The organism is Sphingomonas sp. IBVSS2 (genome assembly GCF_002127225.1).
Taxonomy (GTDB): Bacteria; Pseudomonadota; Alphaproteobacteria; order Sphingomonadales; family Sphingomonadaceae; genus Sphingomonas.
In genome coordinates this window covers 320,618-336,903 of record NZ_NFUR01000001.1, presented here as the reverse complement: position 1 = coordinate 336,903, position 16,286 = coordinate 320,618, and the positions used below count along the sequence as shown (strand labels likewise).

Below are 16,286 nucleotides of genomic sequence, written 5' to 3'. Positions count from 1 at the left end.
TGGTCCGCCTGTTTAATGCATCGACCAAACAGCATTCCATCAACGTAAGCTGGTCGAGGGGCGTCCGGATGGTTGCGCCGATTCCTCCTTCGGTCATGGGTCAATGGGAGCAGGAACGCTTCCTTGCCGCGCCGGAGGCGGCTGGGTTCCAGAGGGGCAGGCACGCCCTTTGGCCGATGGGGTTCGGGGAGAGCGGAAGTCGCCCCGTTGACGCTGAACTGGCTCAATGCCGGTGAAGCGCCACCACTGGAGGGTCCACGGGAGGGCGTAGCGCCTCCCTGGCAAGATAGGCGTGGTACTACCACGCACATCTTGCGCTCTGCGTTAGCTCAATTTTCCGGCCTCAAGAGTTCGGTTCGGGCAAACCGTCAGCGGCTTTCATTTTAGCCTCAGTGGATTCAATCTCGCGAATGAACTCCTGACCGAGCTGACGATTCAGTTCCTCCCGTTGCTTTCGTTCTTTGGCGTAGTCCTGGACCTTCTCTTCGAGATAGGACTTCACGTTCCACTCACCGCTATAATCAACCGGGGCAATCCCCCAGGCAGAGCGGAATTGAATTGCCATATCCAGGGCACGCTTACCAAGTCTGGCTGCCTCCTCGCGCACCAGCGGAACTACGTCGTCCTCGTCACCGAATTCCCAATGCCCTCGGATCATCGCCTTGGCGGATTCCACCTCGACACGGAACGAGCGAACCTCCGTCGTCGGCTTGATGCCAAACGCCTTCCATTCGACAGCGGTAGGATAATCGGGCAAATCCGCGACATTGCCATGCGGAGAGCCCGCATTGCCGCCCGAGCGCTCATAGTTTTCGGAATCGCCAAGCAGCGAGGCGCATTCGTTCGCATACGCTTCGAGCGCGAGCGCTATGTCCAAGGCCGAAAATGCTGCATCACGACTTGCCTTCCAACGCTCACGAAGTTCGGTCAGGCCTTGCGTGACAAAGGCGGCAAGGACCGAAGACCCCGCCGCCAGTGCTATCACATTGAATGTCGTCAGCGTCGCAACCGGCATGACGCCTCCTACCAGCCGCCGAGCGCGCGGTTGATCCGCGCCCGCTCTTCGGCGATCTCGCGCATGATCCGCAGGGTCGGGTCATTCTGAACCTGTCGCATGATTTCCATCGCCGGGCTGTTCAGCGCTTCGCGGATGGTTTGTGACGCGGCGCCGGTGAGCCCTTCCAAGATGGCAGTGGGTAGGCCCTCCCTCTGCAATTCGCGGGCGATGCGTATCTCGGGCGAATTATAGATTGCACTCGCCATACGGACAGACCCCGCGACCGCTCCCAATTCGGTCTTAGCAACCGGAGCGCCGGTCGAGGCTACCTGCCTCTGCCGAGCTTCGGCGCGGACCCAGGCGGCGGCGAGCAGCATGTCGTTCCGCTCCTTCCACTTCACCTGCAAGCGCCTGATCTCGGCTTCGCCGATCTTGGGATTGTGCCGGCGCATGGCAGTCGTCGGCTTCAAGGCCGGATCGGCATGGATCATGTCGGCCACGGCGTTCAGCGCCTTGCTGCCATTCCTCTCACTGCCCTTGGGGCGACCCTTGGTCTTGCTCATGTTCTGAACTCCTTCGATGCAGAAAGGATGGCACGGAAGGCGGCGGTTTCAAGCGAGAAGAAAAGTATCGTCCAAGAAAATTAGCGAGGAAAAATCAGCGCTGTTCTTGGGATGGGCGAGATTAAATCATGCTTATCCCCCCGGATCGGACCACGCTGACGCCTAGCCCGCTGTCGCGCCGCAATTCTGCGGCGACGACGAAAGGCAATGCCATGAGCAATCAACCCTCCCTTCCAGAACTGCCGCCGATGAAGGCGGCAACCACCGCGACACCTTCGCCGCCGCCCGTTTCCGCCCCGCCGCGCGCGGTATCCGGCGGCACACGCCGGTTCCGGCAAATCGTTGGCTACCTGACCGGTGGGAGCCTCGTGATCGTCGGCGGCGTGGTGTTCTTCGAGCTTGTGGCGAAGCCCGGCCTTCGCCCGTCGGATCTGGCGGCGATGGTCGAGGCCCGCGTCGAACTCGGCGTGATGAACCAGAAAATGGGCCACGCGCCTGGCGAGCATGTCCTGACCGAGGCGCAGTACCAGGAGATCATCGCGCAGGCCCAGCGCGAGGGCGCGGCGAAAGCCGAAATCGGCTTTCAGCGCGAGCTGGCCGCCGTCCAGGCGGACAAGGAGCGCGTCGTCGGCGCATACCAGACGCTTTATCAGCGGGCGAACGCAATCGCGCAGGCCGCGATCCAGCTCGAGACGATTGCGCAGCAGTTCCGCCAGCAGCTTCTCGCCATGTCCAACGGCGGTCGCTCGATGGTGATCGGCATCAAGGACCTGTTCTGCGGGCTCGGAAGCCCGGAGGCCTGCGCGTCCGCCCATCAGGACCGCGCGACCATGATCTCGGAATCGGACGAGCTGTCGCGCGGCGATGTCGGCAAGCGCGTGCGCGAGCTGATGCAGGGCGTGGACGATCCCGCAACCTTCATCACGCGCGAAGACCGGCGGCGTAACGGGACGCCGAAAATCCGGCACTGATACCGGACCCTATCCCCTCGGCTTCGCCCGGCGTCGCCCTACACGCTACGCCGGGCTTTTCGCATCCGGAGAAATCTCATGTCGCTGTTTAATGGGTTCCCACGCGGCGTGCCGGGCAAGGACAACAAGGGGGCGCTGCTCGGCACCGCGAGCTGGTCCGCGACCGCGCCAATGTGGCGGCCCGGCATGATCCTGCTCGGCCTCGATGATGACGGAAACGAAGTCGGCTATATCGACGACCGTCATATAGCGACGGTTGCCGGGTCGCGCGGCGGTAAGGGCTTCAGCATGATCCTGCCCAACCTTCGGCGCTGGCCAGGCTCATGCGCCGTTCTCGACCCGAAGGGAGAGAATGCGACGCAGACGGCGGCAGTACGTGCGGCGATCCCCGACCACGAAGTGGCGGTGGTCGATCCGCACGGCGCAGCGAACGTGCCGGACGCGCTGCGCGTTTCGTTCAACCCGCTCGACCTGATCGATGCGGAGGATGACGAAGCGATCGATCTTGCCGCCGCGATCGGCGACGCGGTGACGATCGGCAGCGGCGACGGCAAGGATGTTCATTGGAATGAGAGCGCCCGTCAGGTCTTCGAGGGTGTGCTTCTCTATGTCGCGTTGACTGAGACGAATTCGCGCCGGTCGCTGGTGCGTGTCCGGCAACTGCTGACCAAGGGCGATCCGGAACAGGCGGAATATCTCAACGCCATCGAGATTGCCCGGCACGGCGACAATGCCAGAATCTATTCCGCGTTCGATGCGCTCTGGGATTCGATGGCGCGTATTGAGGCCAAGAACGAAGCTGTTGGCGATGTCATTATCGGCGTCGCGAACACGATCCGCGATATGGGCGAGAACGAGCGCGGCAGTGTGCTTTCGACCGCCCGGCGAAATTCACGCTTCATCGATAGCCCATGGATGCGCCGATGCCTGCAAGGCGGCACAGCGCGCATGCTCGATATCGATAAGCTCAAGACCGCGCCGGAAGGGCTTTCGGTCTATATCTGCCTGCCTGCCCGCTTCCTGCCAACGCATGCACGGTTCATGCGGCTGATCCTCAACCTCATGCTCTACCGGATGGAGGCGCAGGGATTGCAGCAGCCCGCCTGCGGCCATTCTGTATTGATGATTCTTGATGAGGCGGCGGCACTTGGCAGGGTTGAAAGCATCGAAAAAGCCGCCGGGTTGATGGCCGGGTATGGGGTCAAGATTTGGAGTATCTGGCAGGACCTGGGCCAGCTCAAGCGGCACTATAAGGAGAGCTGGGAAACGTTCCTCGGCAATGCCGGCGTCCTCCAGTTCTTCGCGAATTCCGACATGACGACACTGGAATGGATTTCGAAGCGCCTCGGGCAGACCGAAGTGATCCGCGAGACGTTTGGCGTGTCGGACTCTACGACCACCAGCGTGAGCAAAAGCCAGGGGCGGACGGAGCAATCGGGATGGTCGCGCCAGACTGGTTCGAATGAAGGCCAGTCGGGAATGCCCGATCTCTCACGCATCGCGACACAGGACGGTGGCAGCGACCTCGTGCCGTTCTTGGCTCGTGCGGGCGCGAGCGGCATTCAGCACAGTGAGGGAAGATCATTCTCGGACGGCCAGTCGGGCGGCGAGAGCGTTCAAACCGGGGACAGTGCGTCATCAGGGAGCAGCGCTACCGCGAGCCGCAATGAGGGAATCCATCTCACTCCTCTAATGACGCCAGACGAGATTGCGCGGCTCTTCGACCGGAATAGCAGGAGAGTGTTGGTCTTCATGGAAGGCCTCTACTGGAGCGGCTTACGTCTTCCGTATTCAGGTCGAGGAGCCGTCGATCAATGATGCGATGATCCGCTGCGCGTCAGGAGCTCGAATGCCCATAACGGTCGCGATAGTGACGGCACACATCGTATCCTGGAAGAACAGATCCGAGGCCGCTTTGCTGCCTAAGAGCTCAGACCGTATCTTCATAAGCTGCGGATCTCCGATTGCCGCTTCAAAGCGCTCTACCTCCCCAGCCATCGCCAAATGGAAAGGATACGAGAGGACGAAGTATGGATAGCTCGCTTTACCGCTATCCTTAAACGCATCGGCGATGGCAAGGTGAGTAACCTTCAGATTCTCACGCAAGGCGGACGCGAATATCTCTCTCATCACGCCGCAGCCGATGGAGATCTCCGACTCCATTTCACCTTCAGAGCACGTGATCAAAAGCCAACGTCGCAAGCTGGCTGGAATATCAGAAGCTTCTGCCGCTAGCTCGCCCCCAACAGCCCTTGAGATTAAGGACTGAGGCACGGGTGCGCGTAATGCGCAAAGTACATAGAAATATTGCTTCCAGACTTCTGTTAGCTGTCCTTCAATATCAGTGAGAAGATCGCTGACAAGTTTGTCCTTCTTGATGAAATTTCCCAGGAATGCTCGTTGTAGCATTGCATCCCGGTCCTGCGCGTTCATATCAGTCGCCAAACCTCGTATAAGGCATGTCAAGGCAAACGGATGACCGGAGCCCGCCGACTCGTAGAGGTGGTCGAGCTCTTCGTCAGACATGATGTGCTTACAGAGCAGGTCGGAGGCCATTTTTCGGGCGTAAGCATGGGCGTGCACCCGATCGAGGCCCTCGAAATGAAGTATTTTGTGTCCCAAGCCGCGATGGTGGGCACGCCCGAGCAATGGCGCAACGCTTTGAGGGTTTGTGACGTATTCCAGCCGAGCGGATATGATCAAGCATACCCCCTTGCCGAACCTTCTTGGCAAAAAATATTCTATTTCGTCGCCAACGTCGTCGAGGCCATCGACTACCACGATCAATAAACCGCCGTCAGCATTCCGGTCCCGGGAGAGGGCGCCCATTAGCTGGGTCGCGTTCATTTCATCGACGGGATCATAGCCCAGCGCCGATCCAATTTTGAAATTCAAGTATCTGAGCGCGTCGGCCGCAGGTATGGAACGACCTGAGGCACGCCCAAAGGGGGCAAAGACAATATGATCGCCGCGATCCCGCGAACGATCAGACGCCCATTGCGCCAAGAGCGCGGACTTCCCCATTCCGGCGAGAGACGTTAGCAGCAGGTACCCATCAAATTCACCCGTTTGGCGGGAGGACACGAAGGCCTCAATGTCGGATAGGCAGTCGCCACGCCCGGCAAAATTCTTGGTCAGGCTGCGTTGCTGAACCCTCAGCGCTTCGTCGATCTGCTCAACCCATTTGGGCAGTTCAAAGATCGGTACGAACGATACTGCTGAGGCGTCAAATTGTGCCGATTCGGTGGCTGGTGCTGATGGCTTCAGCCCTTTTCGGATTTTAGCCCGATCGCCGGGCACTCCCAAATATGGGCGATAGGAAGTGCCTTGCTTGTCGAATAAGCCTGATATTTGATAGAATTCTCTGGCTTCTTTCGGATGATGATATGACATCCAGGCTAAGAGCGCGGCGATTGGATAGCGAAGCCTGTCGGCCTTCAGCCCCTTTATGATATCACCCAAAATCTCGTTGGGGCTTAGCTTCTCGCCATTATAGCTTTTCTGAAAATCCTCCATGAAGGGCAATATCTGGCCGTACGCCAAGGCGCGTTCATCATGGGTTCCCACCAACGCCTCGACCTTTTCCGCTAAAGCGGGACGTTGTTTGAGACGAATGAGATCGGCAGCGTCGATCACAAATTTATCGTTTTCGCGGTCGTCTGCGTTCGCCATGAAGGCGAGCATACCCAGAGCGAAGGCAGGTTCAATCCTTGGCGGATTATGGTCCTTTGATCAGGTGAGGAGAGTCGGGCAGCACTTCTTTGCCCTCCTGAAAATATTGAGTCATTACGACTCTACCAGTGGCGTGATCGTACACGATGACCGCGGGGCCGCCGTATCGGCTTCGCTTCCCTGCATCGTAGAACTCTTCGCGGATAGGCCGAAACGTCGACGGATGGCGTATCGTGACCGCCGGTCCAAAACGACGATCAATCTTGGAGTTTTGCCTCCATGTTTCCCGCACATAACAGCCATGCCCATATTGATCCTCAAACGGCAGGCTTTTGTCGATCTCCACTATAACTTGGTACTCTTCACTCATTTAAACCCTTGATATGATGTAATTTTATAAATAATGATACATTATATCATGTAGTTATGCAAACTTTTTGGGAACGCGGCGAACCTCACCAAGTCCTCACCGCTACGCCACGCAGAACATCACCTGACCCCCTGTCAAATCGTAGGGGCTGAAGCGGAGGACTTCAGCCGGTCCAAGGGCCCTTAGGACTGTCCGCCACGTGGCTTCCTCCATCGCAAGGACTAGCGATGGACCGCACTATTTGTTTACTTGCAGCCGAAGCGCTGCTGAGCCCGACGTTCAAGCGGGCACTGGCAGAACGACTTGTGGAGGACAAAATGACTCGAATGGGCGGGTTCATATTCCTCATGAGCCATATTCTTGATTTTATCGACGAAGGTGGCCGGATTTTGAACGGGCACGGCGCGGCTATCTACATCCACCCGGACGTGGTGGAGGAAGCCTATGGCTATGAACTCAGCTTTTCGTGGACCACGGATATCAAGGCCTTCGCCACGAAGACACCGGATCGGAAAACCCCGGGGAAGCATCTTCTTCGGATGCAGCTCTGGCAGGCGGCTTATATTTTGGCCGGAAGGCCGCTCGCCGTCGTGTGATACCGATAATAAAGAAAGAGCCGCCGAGGCAACTCGGCGGCTCACTTTTTGTTCGCCCTCCTGCGTGCTTACCTCCAACCCGTTGGCGCGATTTCCCGGGCGAGATCGATCAGGAATGCAACCCTGTGTTGCTGATAGTCCTGACCGATTGCGTAGCGCTTTCGAGGATCACAAATGCCGATCAATTTTCCACGGTAGTGATCACGCAGCGCGGCACTTTCGATCCGGTAGGTCTCCGGCGCGTTGGCGCGGGCATATTCGATGAGCACTCGCGGGACATTGTAGTTGCGCATGACGAAATCCTTTCGGGATCTCCATGCGCGCCTGCTCGGGAGCGTTCGGGGGGATAGAGCGCAAAGGCGCTCTATCCAATCGCTCAGAGCAAGACGTATTGGCGGATGTCTGCTTCATGCTCGATCCAGCCACGATCCTTCGCGGCGTGGTTCAGCCATTGTTCGACATAGGCTTCCGGGTCTTCGATCACATCCTTCGAGACGAAGTGCGAGCGATAGCCGGTTTCTGTGATCGGCAATGGAGCGCGGACGGGTTCGACCGTTTCGACCTGGAGATGATCGACAAAGCGTTGCCGCTCCAGCGTGACCGATATCAGGATGCCGCGCCATTCGAGCAGGCCGGATGTGATGGTGCGAAAAGAGAGGCTCATTGGGAGCCTCCATCGCGTTCAGCGATCTCACGCATAACGACACGACCGTCGATCGGCAGCGCGTCGAGGATCAGGGTGAAGCCTTGCCCGTCGCGATTGGGCCAGGCGGCACCAATTGGGAGCCAGCTTGTGTTGTCGCCCTCTCCCTTGACGGTGAAGAGCCTGTGGCTCGGCTGTTTGCTGGAGCTGGCAGTCATTTTAGTCTCCTTCGTTTTCGAAGCCGGAATGATTTCCGGCATGGGAGACTTCTCGGCCCGGCCCCTCAGCGGCGGTGTCAAAGCTCGCGGGAATCCGCGACCCGGAGGGGACGTAGCTGCACAAGGAGCAACGCGACGCGGAAGCGGTCGCTTTGATGCCGACGCGGACGGGCCATGATCCCATGCAGAACCGGAAATATTCCCGAGGCTTCGACGAGAAGAAACGGATGCGACAGGCCAGCGGGCGAGCCGCAGTCCCTCACCCAGTGGAGAGATGGCGATAGAGCGTCGTGCGGCCTATGCGATAATCGCGCGCGACCTCAGCCTTGGGTTTACCGCTTTCAACGAGCGCCCGGAGATCACGGATTTGCAGGGAGGTGAGTTTCGGGCGACGGCCCAGGCGAACGCCCCGCGCTTTCGCCGCCGCAAGGCCTGCATTGGTGCGTTCGACGATGACCTTTCGCTCGAAGTCGGCGAACACGATCATGAGGCGGTAGATCACCTCGCCGATGCTCGATGACGTATCGATGCCCTCGGTGAGCGATACCAGATTAGCGCCGCGCTCGCGCAGTTCATCCGCGATATCGACGAGATCGCGGAAATTCCGCCCGATACGGTCGAGCCGCCAGACGATCAGGGTATCATGGCGGCCGATCTGCGACAGCAGTTCTTCGAGACCGGGCCGCTTCCGGCTTTTGCCGCTGAGCTTGTCGGTAAAGATTCGATCCGCACACCCGGCAGCGTTCAGCGCATCGAGTTGGAGATTGAGCGACTGGTCGTCGGTTGAGACGCGGGCGTAGCCATAGCGCACAGGGGCCTTTCCGCCGGAACTGGCGGCGTCCCCGGCTGTAACAAAAATCGTCGTTTATGGGATCAGTCCCTATCGGCCTGGCATCGCTATGACGCTCATCCGAAAGGTGCCGATTTGCTCCAAACCCATATAGCACAGGTGGCCTCAGCACCCAATGCCGAGCCCGTCCCGAATATGACGGTAAACGGGGCAGGTTTTCATGCGCGGAATCTTGAGGCTGGCAGTCGCGGGCATGGCGATCCTCAGCGCATCGCCGGCCCTCGCTCTCGACACCGGGCAATGCCTGCCCGCTCAGCAGGTCCGCGATGCGCTCAAGGCGGAAGGTATGCAGCCGATCATTGTCGGCAACCGGACAGGATACGGCTATCCGACTTCCCTGATCTTCTTCGCGAACGCCGATGGCTCGCGCGGCTATCTGATCCGGGGCGACAAGCCGCTTGGCGAACAGGCGGAAACCGCATGTGTGGATAGTGTTTTTCGCGGTGTGAAGCTGCGCGACATCTCAAGACCCGGCATTCCCGAATGGGCGTTGATGGGAGACGATCCGGCAAAGGCCGAGGCGGGCTGCAAACGCGACCATCTGGGCTACCAAGAAAAGTGCAGCGCGCATGATCGGAGCCTCGCGATCCTGAACAGCAATGGGCAGCATGTGCTGTTCATGGCAATCGGCACCGCCATAAACCCGCGCGATAAGAGCATCCGGCGCGACCAACGTCTCTTACTGACTCTCGATGGATCGGAGGCTAGCGGATTGCTCAAGGCGTCCACCGCTGAGGGTGCAAGCTACATCTTATCGGCTTATACGAAGGGAGCCACGACCCAGAATGCCGCTGCCCTGATGGGCAATTAGAAGCCGGGACCACTTAGTTCGACGGCGGCGGCTTTCGGCGCGGGGGCTTCTGCTTGCGGGTTAGAAATGCCTGTGCCCGAATTGTTGACGGCGCTTTCAAAGGCTCCGTGCAGCGCTGGCTTCGCAGCGATTTCGTTCTTCTCGGCAAGCGCGGCGACATCCTGCAAGTCGCGCATGATAGTGGGATCTGCATTCGCGTCCGATATCACGCGCTTCTGATCTTCCGAGCGCTGGGAGGGAGGAACGGACGCTGCCTCTGCGACTGCTTGAATTCGATCATAGCGGCGTTCCGCCTGCTCTCGCGTCATGCCGCGCTGGATGAAAAGATCGAGGACCTCTTGTCTGAGGCTATCGTCGTTTTTGAGGCGCTGAGCCAGCTCAGCCCACTCGGCCCCGGTCATGGTCACGCCTGCAACGGTTGATTTCGTATGCGCCCATTCTTCCCGCTCGCGCTCCTGCTGTTGAGCGATCTGCACGATCTGAGAGACAAATTCCTCGTTCGCCTCATCTGCCTGCTTCTGCTTGAATTCGCGCGTAGCAGCCGCATCGATGAGCATGATGTTGCCAGGGTCGGAGCGAAGTTCGTCCGCCCTCGCCTCGATAGCGGCTTTCAACCATTCAGGCATATTGGATGGCAACGCCGCATTGTTGAAAGCTAGGGCCGCGACATATGTCGCCCGGTCGAATTGCTCCTCTTCAATCCGCAATTCGACATCAGAATCTAACGATAATGAATCATTCCCACCCATGCCCGCATAGCTTGGCAGATTATGGTTAATTTCTGGATAACGCCGAGCTTGACTTATCATGAGAAATAAGAACAATATAGGAACGAATTCCTAGAAGCTGCGCTTCTCGAAAGCCTGCCGAGCCCATCGGCGGGCTTTCGCCATTTCTATCCCCCCGAGCCGGGGAGCCCGCGCACCTAGGAGAAGCATCCCCAACAACCTGATTATGACACGCACCAGATAGCCTCCGGTGCGGTCGGAAAGCCGCGCCCATGTCCCTCGAATTTGCCGATTTCGCGCATTTCTACGCGGACTCCGGTTTGACCGAGAACCAGCAGCGCGAGGATTTCGAGGCCTATGCGTGTTTCATGGAATGCCTCGTCCGGCATTTCTGGGGGCACGATCCAATCCCCAACTCGCTGGGGATAAGGTTCGATAACGATACGATGGCGCTCATCGAGGATGTAGACTCGAAGCCTTCGCTCCAAGCCATATTCAACGACGCCGCACATGAGGATGCGGCGGGAAAGACCGATTCATGACCCGTAAGAAAGCCCGCAATACCGTGACGCGCTCACGCTTCGAAAAGCGCGACACCTCATCGATCAGCGAAGCGATCATCTATCTGCGCGTCTCGGATAAGGGCCAGGTCGAGAACGGAAACGGGCTTGAGTCACAGGAGACGACCTGTCGCGAATATGCTCAGCGCCGGGGCTACGATGTTATCGCGGTGTTCAGCGACGACCTGTCCGGCAAGACCGCCAATCGCGACGGCCTCAAGAACCTGATCGCCTATCTGAAGAAGCGCCGCAGCCAGACCATCGTCATCATTGATGATTTGAATCGCCTTGCGCGATCGGTGCGGACGCATTTTGCGATCCGCGATGCGATCTCGGCGGCGGGCGGCAAACTGGAATCCCCCAAGCGTGTTTTCGCCGACGATCCCGAAGACGATATTCTCGAAGTGATCGAAGTGGCCTTTGCGGGCGAGCATCGCAGAAAGAATGCCGAGCAGACCTTGTCGAGGATGCGCGCGCGCTGCCTTGGCGGGCACTGGTGTCTGCAACTGCCCACGGGCTACCGCTACCACAAGGACAAGACGAGAGGCCAAGGCGCTATCATCGAGCGCAACGAACCTGTCGCCACCACCATTCAGAATGCGCTCGAAAGCTACGCCTGCGGGCATCTTGCGACGCAGGCCGAGGTGGCCCGTTACCTCGCGGCCGATCCGCATTTCCCGAAGCAGCATCGCGGGCGCGTGTCCGACGATATGGCGAAGCGCATTCTCACGAATCCGCTCTATGCGGGCTATGTTCACGTGCCGCGCTGGGACGTATCGATGCGCCCCGGTCATCACCCGGCGCTGATCTCATTCGAGACTTTCCAGCGGATACAACGCCGCCTTCAGAGCAGTGCGAAGAACCTCGTCTACAAGGACAACAGCCGCGACTTCCCCTTGAGGGGTCATGTCGTATGCGGCTGCTGCGGCACCAAGCTGACCGCTTATTGGGCGAAGGGCAGCAACAGCCGTTTCGCCTATTATCACTGCCGCGAGAAATCCTGCGAAGCCTATTCCAAGTCCATCCCTCGCGCGAAAATCGAAGGGGAGTTTGCGGAGCTGCTACGTTCGCTCCAACCGACGCAAGAGCGGTTCGAGATGATCTGCCAGGGCCTCCGGCAACTATGGAACGGTCAGGAAGGTCAGGCGCGGGAACGCCAGAAAGCGATCACCGTCGAAATTCGCGAGATCGATCAGGAAATCCGCAAGCTGGTTGACCGGGTTATCGAAACCGACAGCCCGACTTTGATCGCGGCCTATGAAAAGCGGATCGGGGAGACCGAATCCCGCAAGGCGGAACTCATCGAAAAGCTGGGTAATTGCGGCAAGCCGCGCGGCAGCTTTGACGATCTATTTAGAACGGCGATGGCCTTCCTCTCAAGCCCTTGGAAACTATGGGATTCTGAGGAATTTACTCACAGACGCATGGCCCTTCAGCTCGGCTTCCGAGGCAATCTGGAATACGTCCGTGAAACCGGATTTAGAACGCCCCTAACCTCTTCACCTTTCAGCATTTTTCAGGGCTGGAAGGGCGGGAAGGATGAAATGGCGCACCCGACAGGATTCGAACCTGTGGCCTCTGCCTTCGGAGGGCAGCGCTCTATCCAGCTGAGCTACGGGTGCATGATGGCGAAACGCCGGGAACAGGCCTCTACAGCAGGATGGCGCGGGCCTCAATCCCGAAAGCATGGCTGCATATTGCCCGAATCCTAGCGCGGGCGGGCGCCGGATTCGAGCGCCACGGCGCTCAGCGGCAACAGCATGTCGACGCGGAAGCCGGACTCGTCCCGGCCGGCATTCACCGATGCGTCGGCGCCGAACAGCGTCTCCAGGCGCCGGCTCACGATGGAGAGGCCGCGCCCCGTGCCGCCGGGAGGGACCGCGCCGGCGCCGGTGCCCGTGTCCTCCACCGTCAGCCGCAGCCGGCCGGAATCGCGCGCCGCCCGCACGGTCACCGAAGCCGCGCCGCGGGACGGGTGCACTGCATATTTCAGCGCATTCTCGACCAATGGCTGGAGGATGAGCCGTGGCACCGCCGCTTCCGCCAGATCGTCCGGGCAATCGATGCGCACGTCCGGCGTGCTGGCGAAACGCACCGATTCGATGGCCAGATAGGCTTCGACGAGTTCGATTTCCTCCGCGAGCGGGACCAGGGCGGCATCCGCACCGTCCAGGCAGGCCCGCATATAGATCGACAGGCGCTCCAGCAGCATTTCCGCCTCCGCGTTGCGCCCGGAGAGCACCAGCGAGGACAGGCCGTTGAAGGTGTTGAACAGCATGTGCGGATTGAGCTCGTTGCGCAGGGCCTCGATCTGGGCTGCGCGCGCGGCCTCGCGGGCTTCCTCGGCATTGCGGGCATTGCGCGCTGCCCGGTTCATCGCGGCGATCAGCTCGAAGATCAGCGCCTGGATGATGAATATCCAGACATAGACGGCGGTGTTGAGCGCCAGGGCCCGCAAATACTCCCCGGTGGGCTTGCGGCCGAACACCTCGCGCATCAGCTCGTAGAACCATTGGTCGATGGCCGCCTGGATGACGACGATGACGAGGAGCAGCGGGATCAGCCGGACCCAGCGGCCGGTCAGCGACCGCATCTCCAGGCGCCTTATCCCCGCCTGCAGGACCAGGGAAAGAAGGACGCCGCTGACCGGCACCCCGGCTACGTAGCACAGGTACCAGAGATGCGGCAGGCCGCTTGAGGAGGCCGCCCCGATCGAGGCGAACGCCGCCATCGTCCCGAGCCAGAGGCCCAAAGTTATCAGGAAGATTTGCCTACGATCCACGCGTTCCCCCAAAGCCGGACCCAGCGAAAGAAGCGCGAATGCCGGGAAGGCGGCGCCGCCGGTCCCGTCCGAACCGATGGCATCCCTCCGTCGCCGGACAGCGCTCCATCCCACTCAGCTACGGGTTTCGGCGGGCCCGGTAAAGCCTCGCCGCCGCCCGCGGAATCAATGCGCCGGGGCCGGCTTCGCGCGTTTCGGCGCGGGCGTCTTGGGCTTGTAGGGGCAAAGATCCGCGACGACGCAGCGCCAGCATTCCGGCGTGCGGGCCTTGCAGGTGTAGCGGCCGTGCAGGATCAGCCAGTGATGCGCGTGCAGCCGGAAAGGCTGCGGCACCGCCTTCTCCAGCTGCTTCTCCACTGCCAGCGGCGTCTTGCCCGGTGCCAGCTTCGTGCGGTTGCCGACGCGGAAGATATGGGTGTCCACGGCAAAGGTCTCCGCGCCGAACGCCGTGTTCATCACCACATTGGCGGTCTTGCGCCCGACGCCCGGCAGCTGCTCGAGCGCGCCCCGATCCGCGGGAACCTGGCCGCCATGGTCGCGGATCAGCGCTTCGGAGAGCGCGATCACGTTCTTCGCCTTGGTGTTGAACAGCCCGATCGTCTTGATGTGCCGCTTCAGGCCGTCCTCGCCCAGCGCGACCATCTTCGCTGGCGTGTCGACGTCGCGGAACAGCGCCCGCGTCGCCTTGTTCACGCCGGCATCGGTGGCCTGGGCGGAGAGCACCACGGCCACCAGCAGCGTATAGTCGTTGACATATTCCAGCTCGGTCTCGGGATGGGGATTGTCCGCTGCGAGCCTGGAAAAGAACTCGAAGACGTCGTCCTTCCTCACTCGCCCAGCACCTGGTCCATCGTGTAGCGGCCGGCCGGCTTGCCCGCGAGCCACAATGCCGCCTTCATCGCGCCGCGCGCGAAGATGGCGCGGTCGTCGGCGCGGTGGATCAGCTCGATCCGCTCGCCATTGGCGGCGAACACCACGCTGTGATCGCCGACCACCGAACCGCCGCGCAGGCTCGCCAGCCCGATCGTGCCCGGGGAGCGCGGGCCGACCGTGCCGGCGCGGTCGGTCACTTCCGCTTCCGCAAGGGTGGTGCCCATGCCCGCCGCCGCGGCATTGCCGAGCATCAGCGCGGTGCCCGACGGCGCATCCGCCTTGTGGCGGTGGTGCATCTCGACGATCTCGATGTCCCAATCGGGGCCGAGCCGCGCCGCCGCCTCGCGCACCAGCCGCTGGAGCAGGCCGATGCCGAGCGAGGTATTGCCGGTCTGCAGCACCGCGATCTCGCGCGCGGCGGCATCGATCAGCGCATGATGCTGGGGCGAGAGGCCGGTGGTGCCGACCAGGATCGGCTTCCTTGCCGCGCGCGCCGCCGCCAGATGCGCCTCGAGCGCCTGGGGGGCGGAGAAGTCGATCAGCACGTCGGCCGCCGCCGCGATCGCCAGGGGGTCGTCCTGCACGTCCGCCCCGCCCGCGACCTGCGCGCTCATCCCCGGCGCCGCCGCCGCGATCGCCTGTCCCATACGGCCCAGGCTGCCATAGATGCCGATGCTGGTCATGCACGCTCCTCTGGCACAGGCCGGGGCCGAGCGCGACAGGGTTATTTCGCCTGGTCTTCCGGCTGTCGCCGCCGGGCAGGCGGAAATCGGGCTGGAGCGGCTTTTCGGCCCGGCGCAGGGCCTTTATCCTTGGCGCATGCGCGACATCCACAACATCGTCATCCTCACCGGCGCCGGCCTTTCGGCGGAGAGTGGCATCGCCACCTTTCGCGGGCCCGGCGGGCTGTGGGAGGGGCACCGGGTCGAGGATGTCTGCACGCCCCAGGCGCTCGCGCACGATCCCGAGCTGGTCCACCGCTTCTATGACGCGCGCCGGGCGAAGCTGGGCGAAGTCGAGCCCAATGCCGCGCACCGGGCGCTCGCCCGGCTCGATGCGGAATGGCGGGGCGGGCTGCTGATCGTCACCCAGAATGTCGACGACCTGCACGAGCGCGCCGGCGCCAGGCGGATGCTCCACATGCATGGCGCGCTGAAATCGGCGCTGTGCGCGGCGTGCGGCGACAGCGTGGAATGGGAAGACGCGCTGCCGCCCGAAACCGAATGTCCCGATTGCGGCAGCCCGGCGCTGCGCCCGGACATCGTGTTCTTCGGCGAGATGCCCTATCACATGGAAACGATCGAGCGGGCGCTGGCCGATGCCGATCTGTTCGTCTCGATCGGCACCTCGGGTGCGGTCTATCCGGCGGCCGGCTTCGTCCAGACGGCGCGCTATCACGGCGCGCGGACGCTGGAACTGAACCTCGACCCCAGCGCGGGGAGCCACTGGTTCGGCGAGAGCCGGCTCGGCCCGGCGGGGACGCTGGTGCCGGAATGGGTGGAGCGGATGCTGGGCCGGCGCCCCGCGATCTGCTAGGCTCGGGCCGTCGAAAAGGACCCGGGCGGCATCGGTAAGCCCGCTCCCTCGCTGGCGAGGCTCCGTGTCGCTCCCCCGAGCGAACCCGCGACAAGCAACCGGCGCGCGCCGCCGGG

At 61.3% G+C, this 16,286-nt stretch carries 18 protein-coding genes, 1 tRNA gene and 1 pseudogene; 7 read left to right on the top strand and 13 right to left on the bottom strand.

Annotation, left to right across the window (positions count from 1 at the left end; all coding sequences use genetic code 11):
• Positions 1-343 precede the first annotated feature (343 nt).
• Positions 344-1,015 (bottom strand): hypothetical protein, encoded by a 672-nt coding sequence (locus tag CAP40_RS01535; RefSeq protein ID WP_144034197.1) that lies wholly within the window; start codon positions 1,013-1,015, stop codon positions 344-346.
• A gap of 8 nt (positions 1,016-1,023) precedes the next feature.
• Entirely contained in the window at positions 1,024-1,560 is a 537-nt protein-coding gene (locus CAP40_RS01530; RefSeq protein ID WP_086127594.1) for a hypothetical protein, read from the bottom strand.
• Positions 1,561-1,772: 212 nt separating this feature from the next.
• On the opposite strand from CAP40_RS01530, the gene CAP40_RS01525 reads away from it, so the two are divergent.
• Together CAP40_RS01525 and CAP40_RS01520 are read left to right on the top strand one after the other, a co-directional pair.
• Positions 1,773-2,531, top strand: coding sequence for a hypothetical protein (locus tag CAP40_RS01525; RefSeq protein ID WP_144034196.1), 759 nt, complete (start codon positions 1,773-1,775; stop codon positions 2,529-2,531).
• Positions 2,532-2,609: 78 nt separating this feature from the next.
• Positions 2,610-4,349, top strand: coding sequence for a type IV secretory system conjugative DNA transfer family protein (locus tag CAP40_RS01520; protein ID WP_086127592.1), 1,740 nt, complete (start codon positions 2,610-2,612; stop codon positions 4,347-4,349).
• Here the strand turns inward: CAP40_RS01520 and CAP40_RS20100 are convergent.
• Both CAP40_RS20100 and CAP40_RS20095 read right to left on the bottom strand, forming a co-directional pair.
• A complete protein-coding gene (locus tag CAP40_RS20100; RefSeq protein WP_144034195.1) occupies positions 4,323-6,203 on the bottom strand; it encodes an ATP-binding protein in 1,881 nt (626 codons plus the stop codon). The genes CAP40_RS01520 and CAP40_RS20100 overlap by 27 nt on opposite strands.
• Positions 6,204-6,249: 46 nt before the next feature.
• Positions 6,250-6,573 (bottom strand): hypothetical protein, encoded by a 324-nt coding sequence (locus tag CAP40_RS20095; RefSeq protein ID WP_144034194.1) that lies wholly within the window; start codon positions 6,571-6,573, stop codon positions 6,250-6,252.
• 227 nt (positions 6,574-6,800) lie between these two features.
• Here CAP40_RS20095 and CAP40_RS01505 point away from each other — a divergent pair, with 227 nt between their 5' ends.
• A complete protein-coding gene (locus CAP40_RS01505) occupies positions 6,801-7,169 on the top strand; it encodes a hypothetical protein (protein ID WP_086127589.1) in 369 nt (122 codons plus the stop codon).
• A gap of 68 nt (positions 7,170-7,237) precedes the next feature.
• On the opposite strand, the gene CAP40_RS20090 is transcribed toward CAP40_RS01505, so the two are convergent.
• The 4 genes from CAP40_RS20090 to CAP40_RS01490 form a co-directional block, all read right to left on the bottom strand.
• Positions 7,238-7,462, bottom strand: coding sequence for a hypothetical protein (locus CAP40_RS20090; protein ID WP_144034193.1), 225 nt, complete (start codon positions 7,460-7,462; stop codon positions 7,238-7,240).
• 83 nt (positions 7,463-7,545) lie between these two features.
• The gene (locus CAP40_RS01500; protein WP_086127588.1) at positions 7,546-7,833 is read right to left on the bottom strand and encodes a hypothetical protein; all 288 of its coding nucleotides are present in this window, start codon (positions 7,831-7,833) and stop codon (positions 7,546-7,548) included.
• Positions 7,830-8,030 carry a hypothetical protein gene (locus CAP40_RS01495; RefSeq protein WP_086127587.1) on the bottom strand — a complete coding sequence of 67 codons (201 nt, stop codon included), beginning with the start codon at positions 8,028-8,030 and terminating at the stop codon, positions 7,830-7,832. Before CAP40_RS01495 ends, CAP40_RS01500 begins: the two co-directional genes overlap by 4 nt.
• Positions 8,031-8,289: 259 nt before the next feature.
• On the bottom strand, positions 8,290-8,841 hold the full coding sequence (locus tag CAP40_RS01490) for a recombinase family protein (RefSeq protein WP_086127586.1): 552 nt from the start codon (positions 8,839-8,841) through the stop codon (positions 8,290-8,292).
• 232 nt (positions 8,842-9,073) lie between these two features.
• On the opposite strand from CAP40_RS01490, the gene CAP40_RS01485 reads away from it, so the two are divergent.
• Positions 9,074-9,691, top strand: coding sequence for a hypothetical protein (locus CAP40_RS01485; protein WP_086127585.1), 618 nt, complete (start codon positions 9,074-9,076; stop codon positions 9,689-9,691).
• Here the strand turns inward: CAP40_RS01485 and CAP40_RS01480 are convergent.
• A complete protein-coding gene (locus CAP40_RS01480; protein ID WP_218822098.1) occupies positions 9,688-10,515 on the bottom strand; it encodes a hypothetical protein in 828 nt (275 codons plus the stop codon). The genes CAP40_RS01485 and CAP40_RS01480 overlap by 4 nt on opposite strands.
• A gap of 176 nt (positions 10,516-10,691) precedes the next feature.
• On the opposite strand from CAP40_RS01480, the gene CAP40_RS01475 reads away from it, so the two are divergent.
• Positions 10,692-10,961 carry a hypothetical protein gene (locus CAP40_RS01475; protein ID WP_086127583.1) on the top strand — a complete coding sequence of 90 codons (270 nt, stop codon included), beginning with the start codon at positions 10,692-10,694 and terminating at the stop codon, positions 10,959-10,961.
• Positions 10,958-12,034, top strand: a pseudogene (locus tag CAP40_RS01470) (recombinase family protein); the annotation flags it as partial. The gene CAP40_RS01475 and the pseudogene CAP40_RS01470, both read left to right, overlap by 4 nt.
• A 490-nt stretch (positions 12,035-12,524) precedes the next feature.
• On the opposite strand, the gene CAP40_RS01465 reads toward CAP40_RS01470, so the two are convergent.
• The 4 genes from CAP40_RS01465 to dapB all read right to left on the bottom strand — a co-directional run bounded on the left by CAP40_RS01465 (position 12,525) and on the right by dapB (position 15,317).
• Positions 12,525-12,601, bottom strand: a tRNA-Arg gene (locus CAP40_RS01465).
• Positions 12,602-12,687: 86 nt separating this feature from the next.
• A complete protein-coding gene (locus tag CAP40_RS01460) occupies positions 12,688-13,710 on the bottom strand; it encodes a sensor histidine kinase (protein WP_086127582.1) in 1,023 nt (340 codons plus the stop codon).
• Positions 13,711-13,926: 216 nt separating this feature from the next.
• Positions 13,927-14,592, bottom strand: coding sequence for an endonuclease III (gene nth / locus CAP40_RS01455; RefSeq protein ID WP_086127581.1), 666 nt, complete (start codon positions 14,590-14,592; stop codon positions 13,927-13,929).
• Positions 14,589-15,317, bottom strand: a complete 729-nt coding sequence (gene dapB / locus CAP40_RS01450; RefSeq protein ID WP_086127580.1) for a 4-hydroxy-tetrahydrodipicolinate reductase — start codon at positions 15,315-15,317, stop codon at positions 14,589-14,591. The genes nth and dapB overlap by 4 nt, the downstream gene beginning before the upstream one ends.
• 136 nt (positions 15,318-15,453) lie before the next feature.
• On the opposite strand from dapB, the gene CAP40_RS01445 reads away from it, so the two are divergent.
• Positions 15,454-16,170, top strand: a complete 717-nt coding sequence (locus CAP40_RS01445) for an NAD-dependent deacylase (RefSeq protein WP_086127579.1) — start codon at positions 15,454-15,456, stop codon at positions 16,168-16,170.
• The last annotated feature ends 116 nt before the right edge of the window (positions 16,171-16,286 follow it).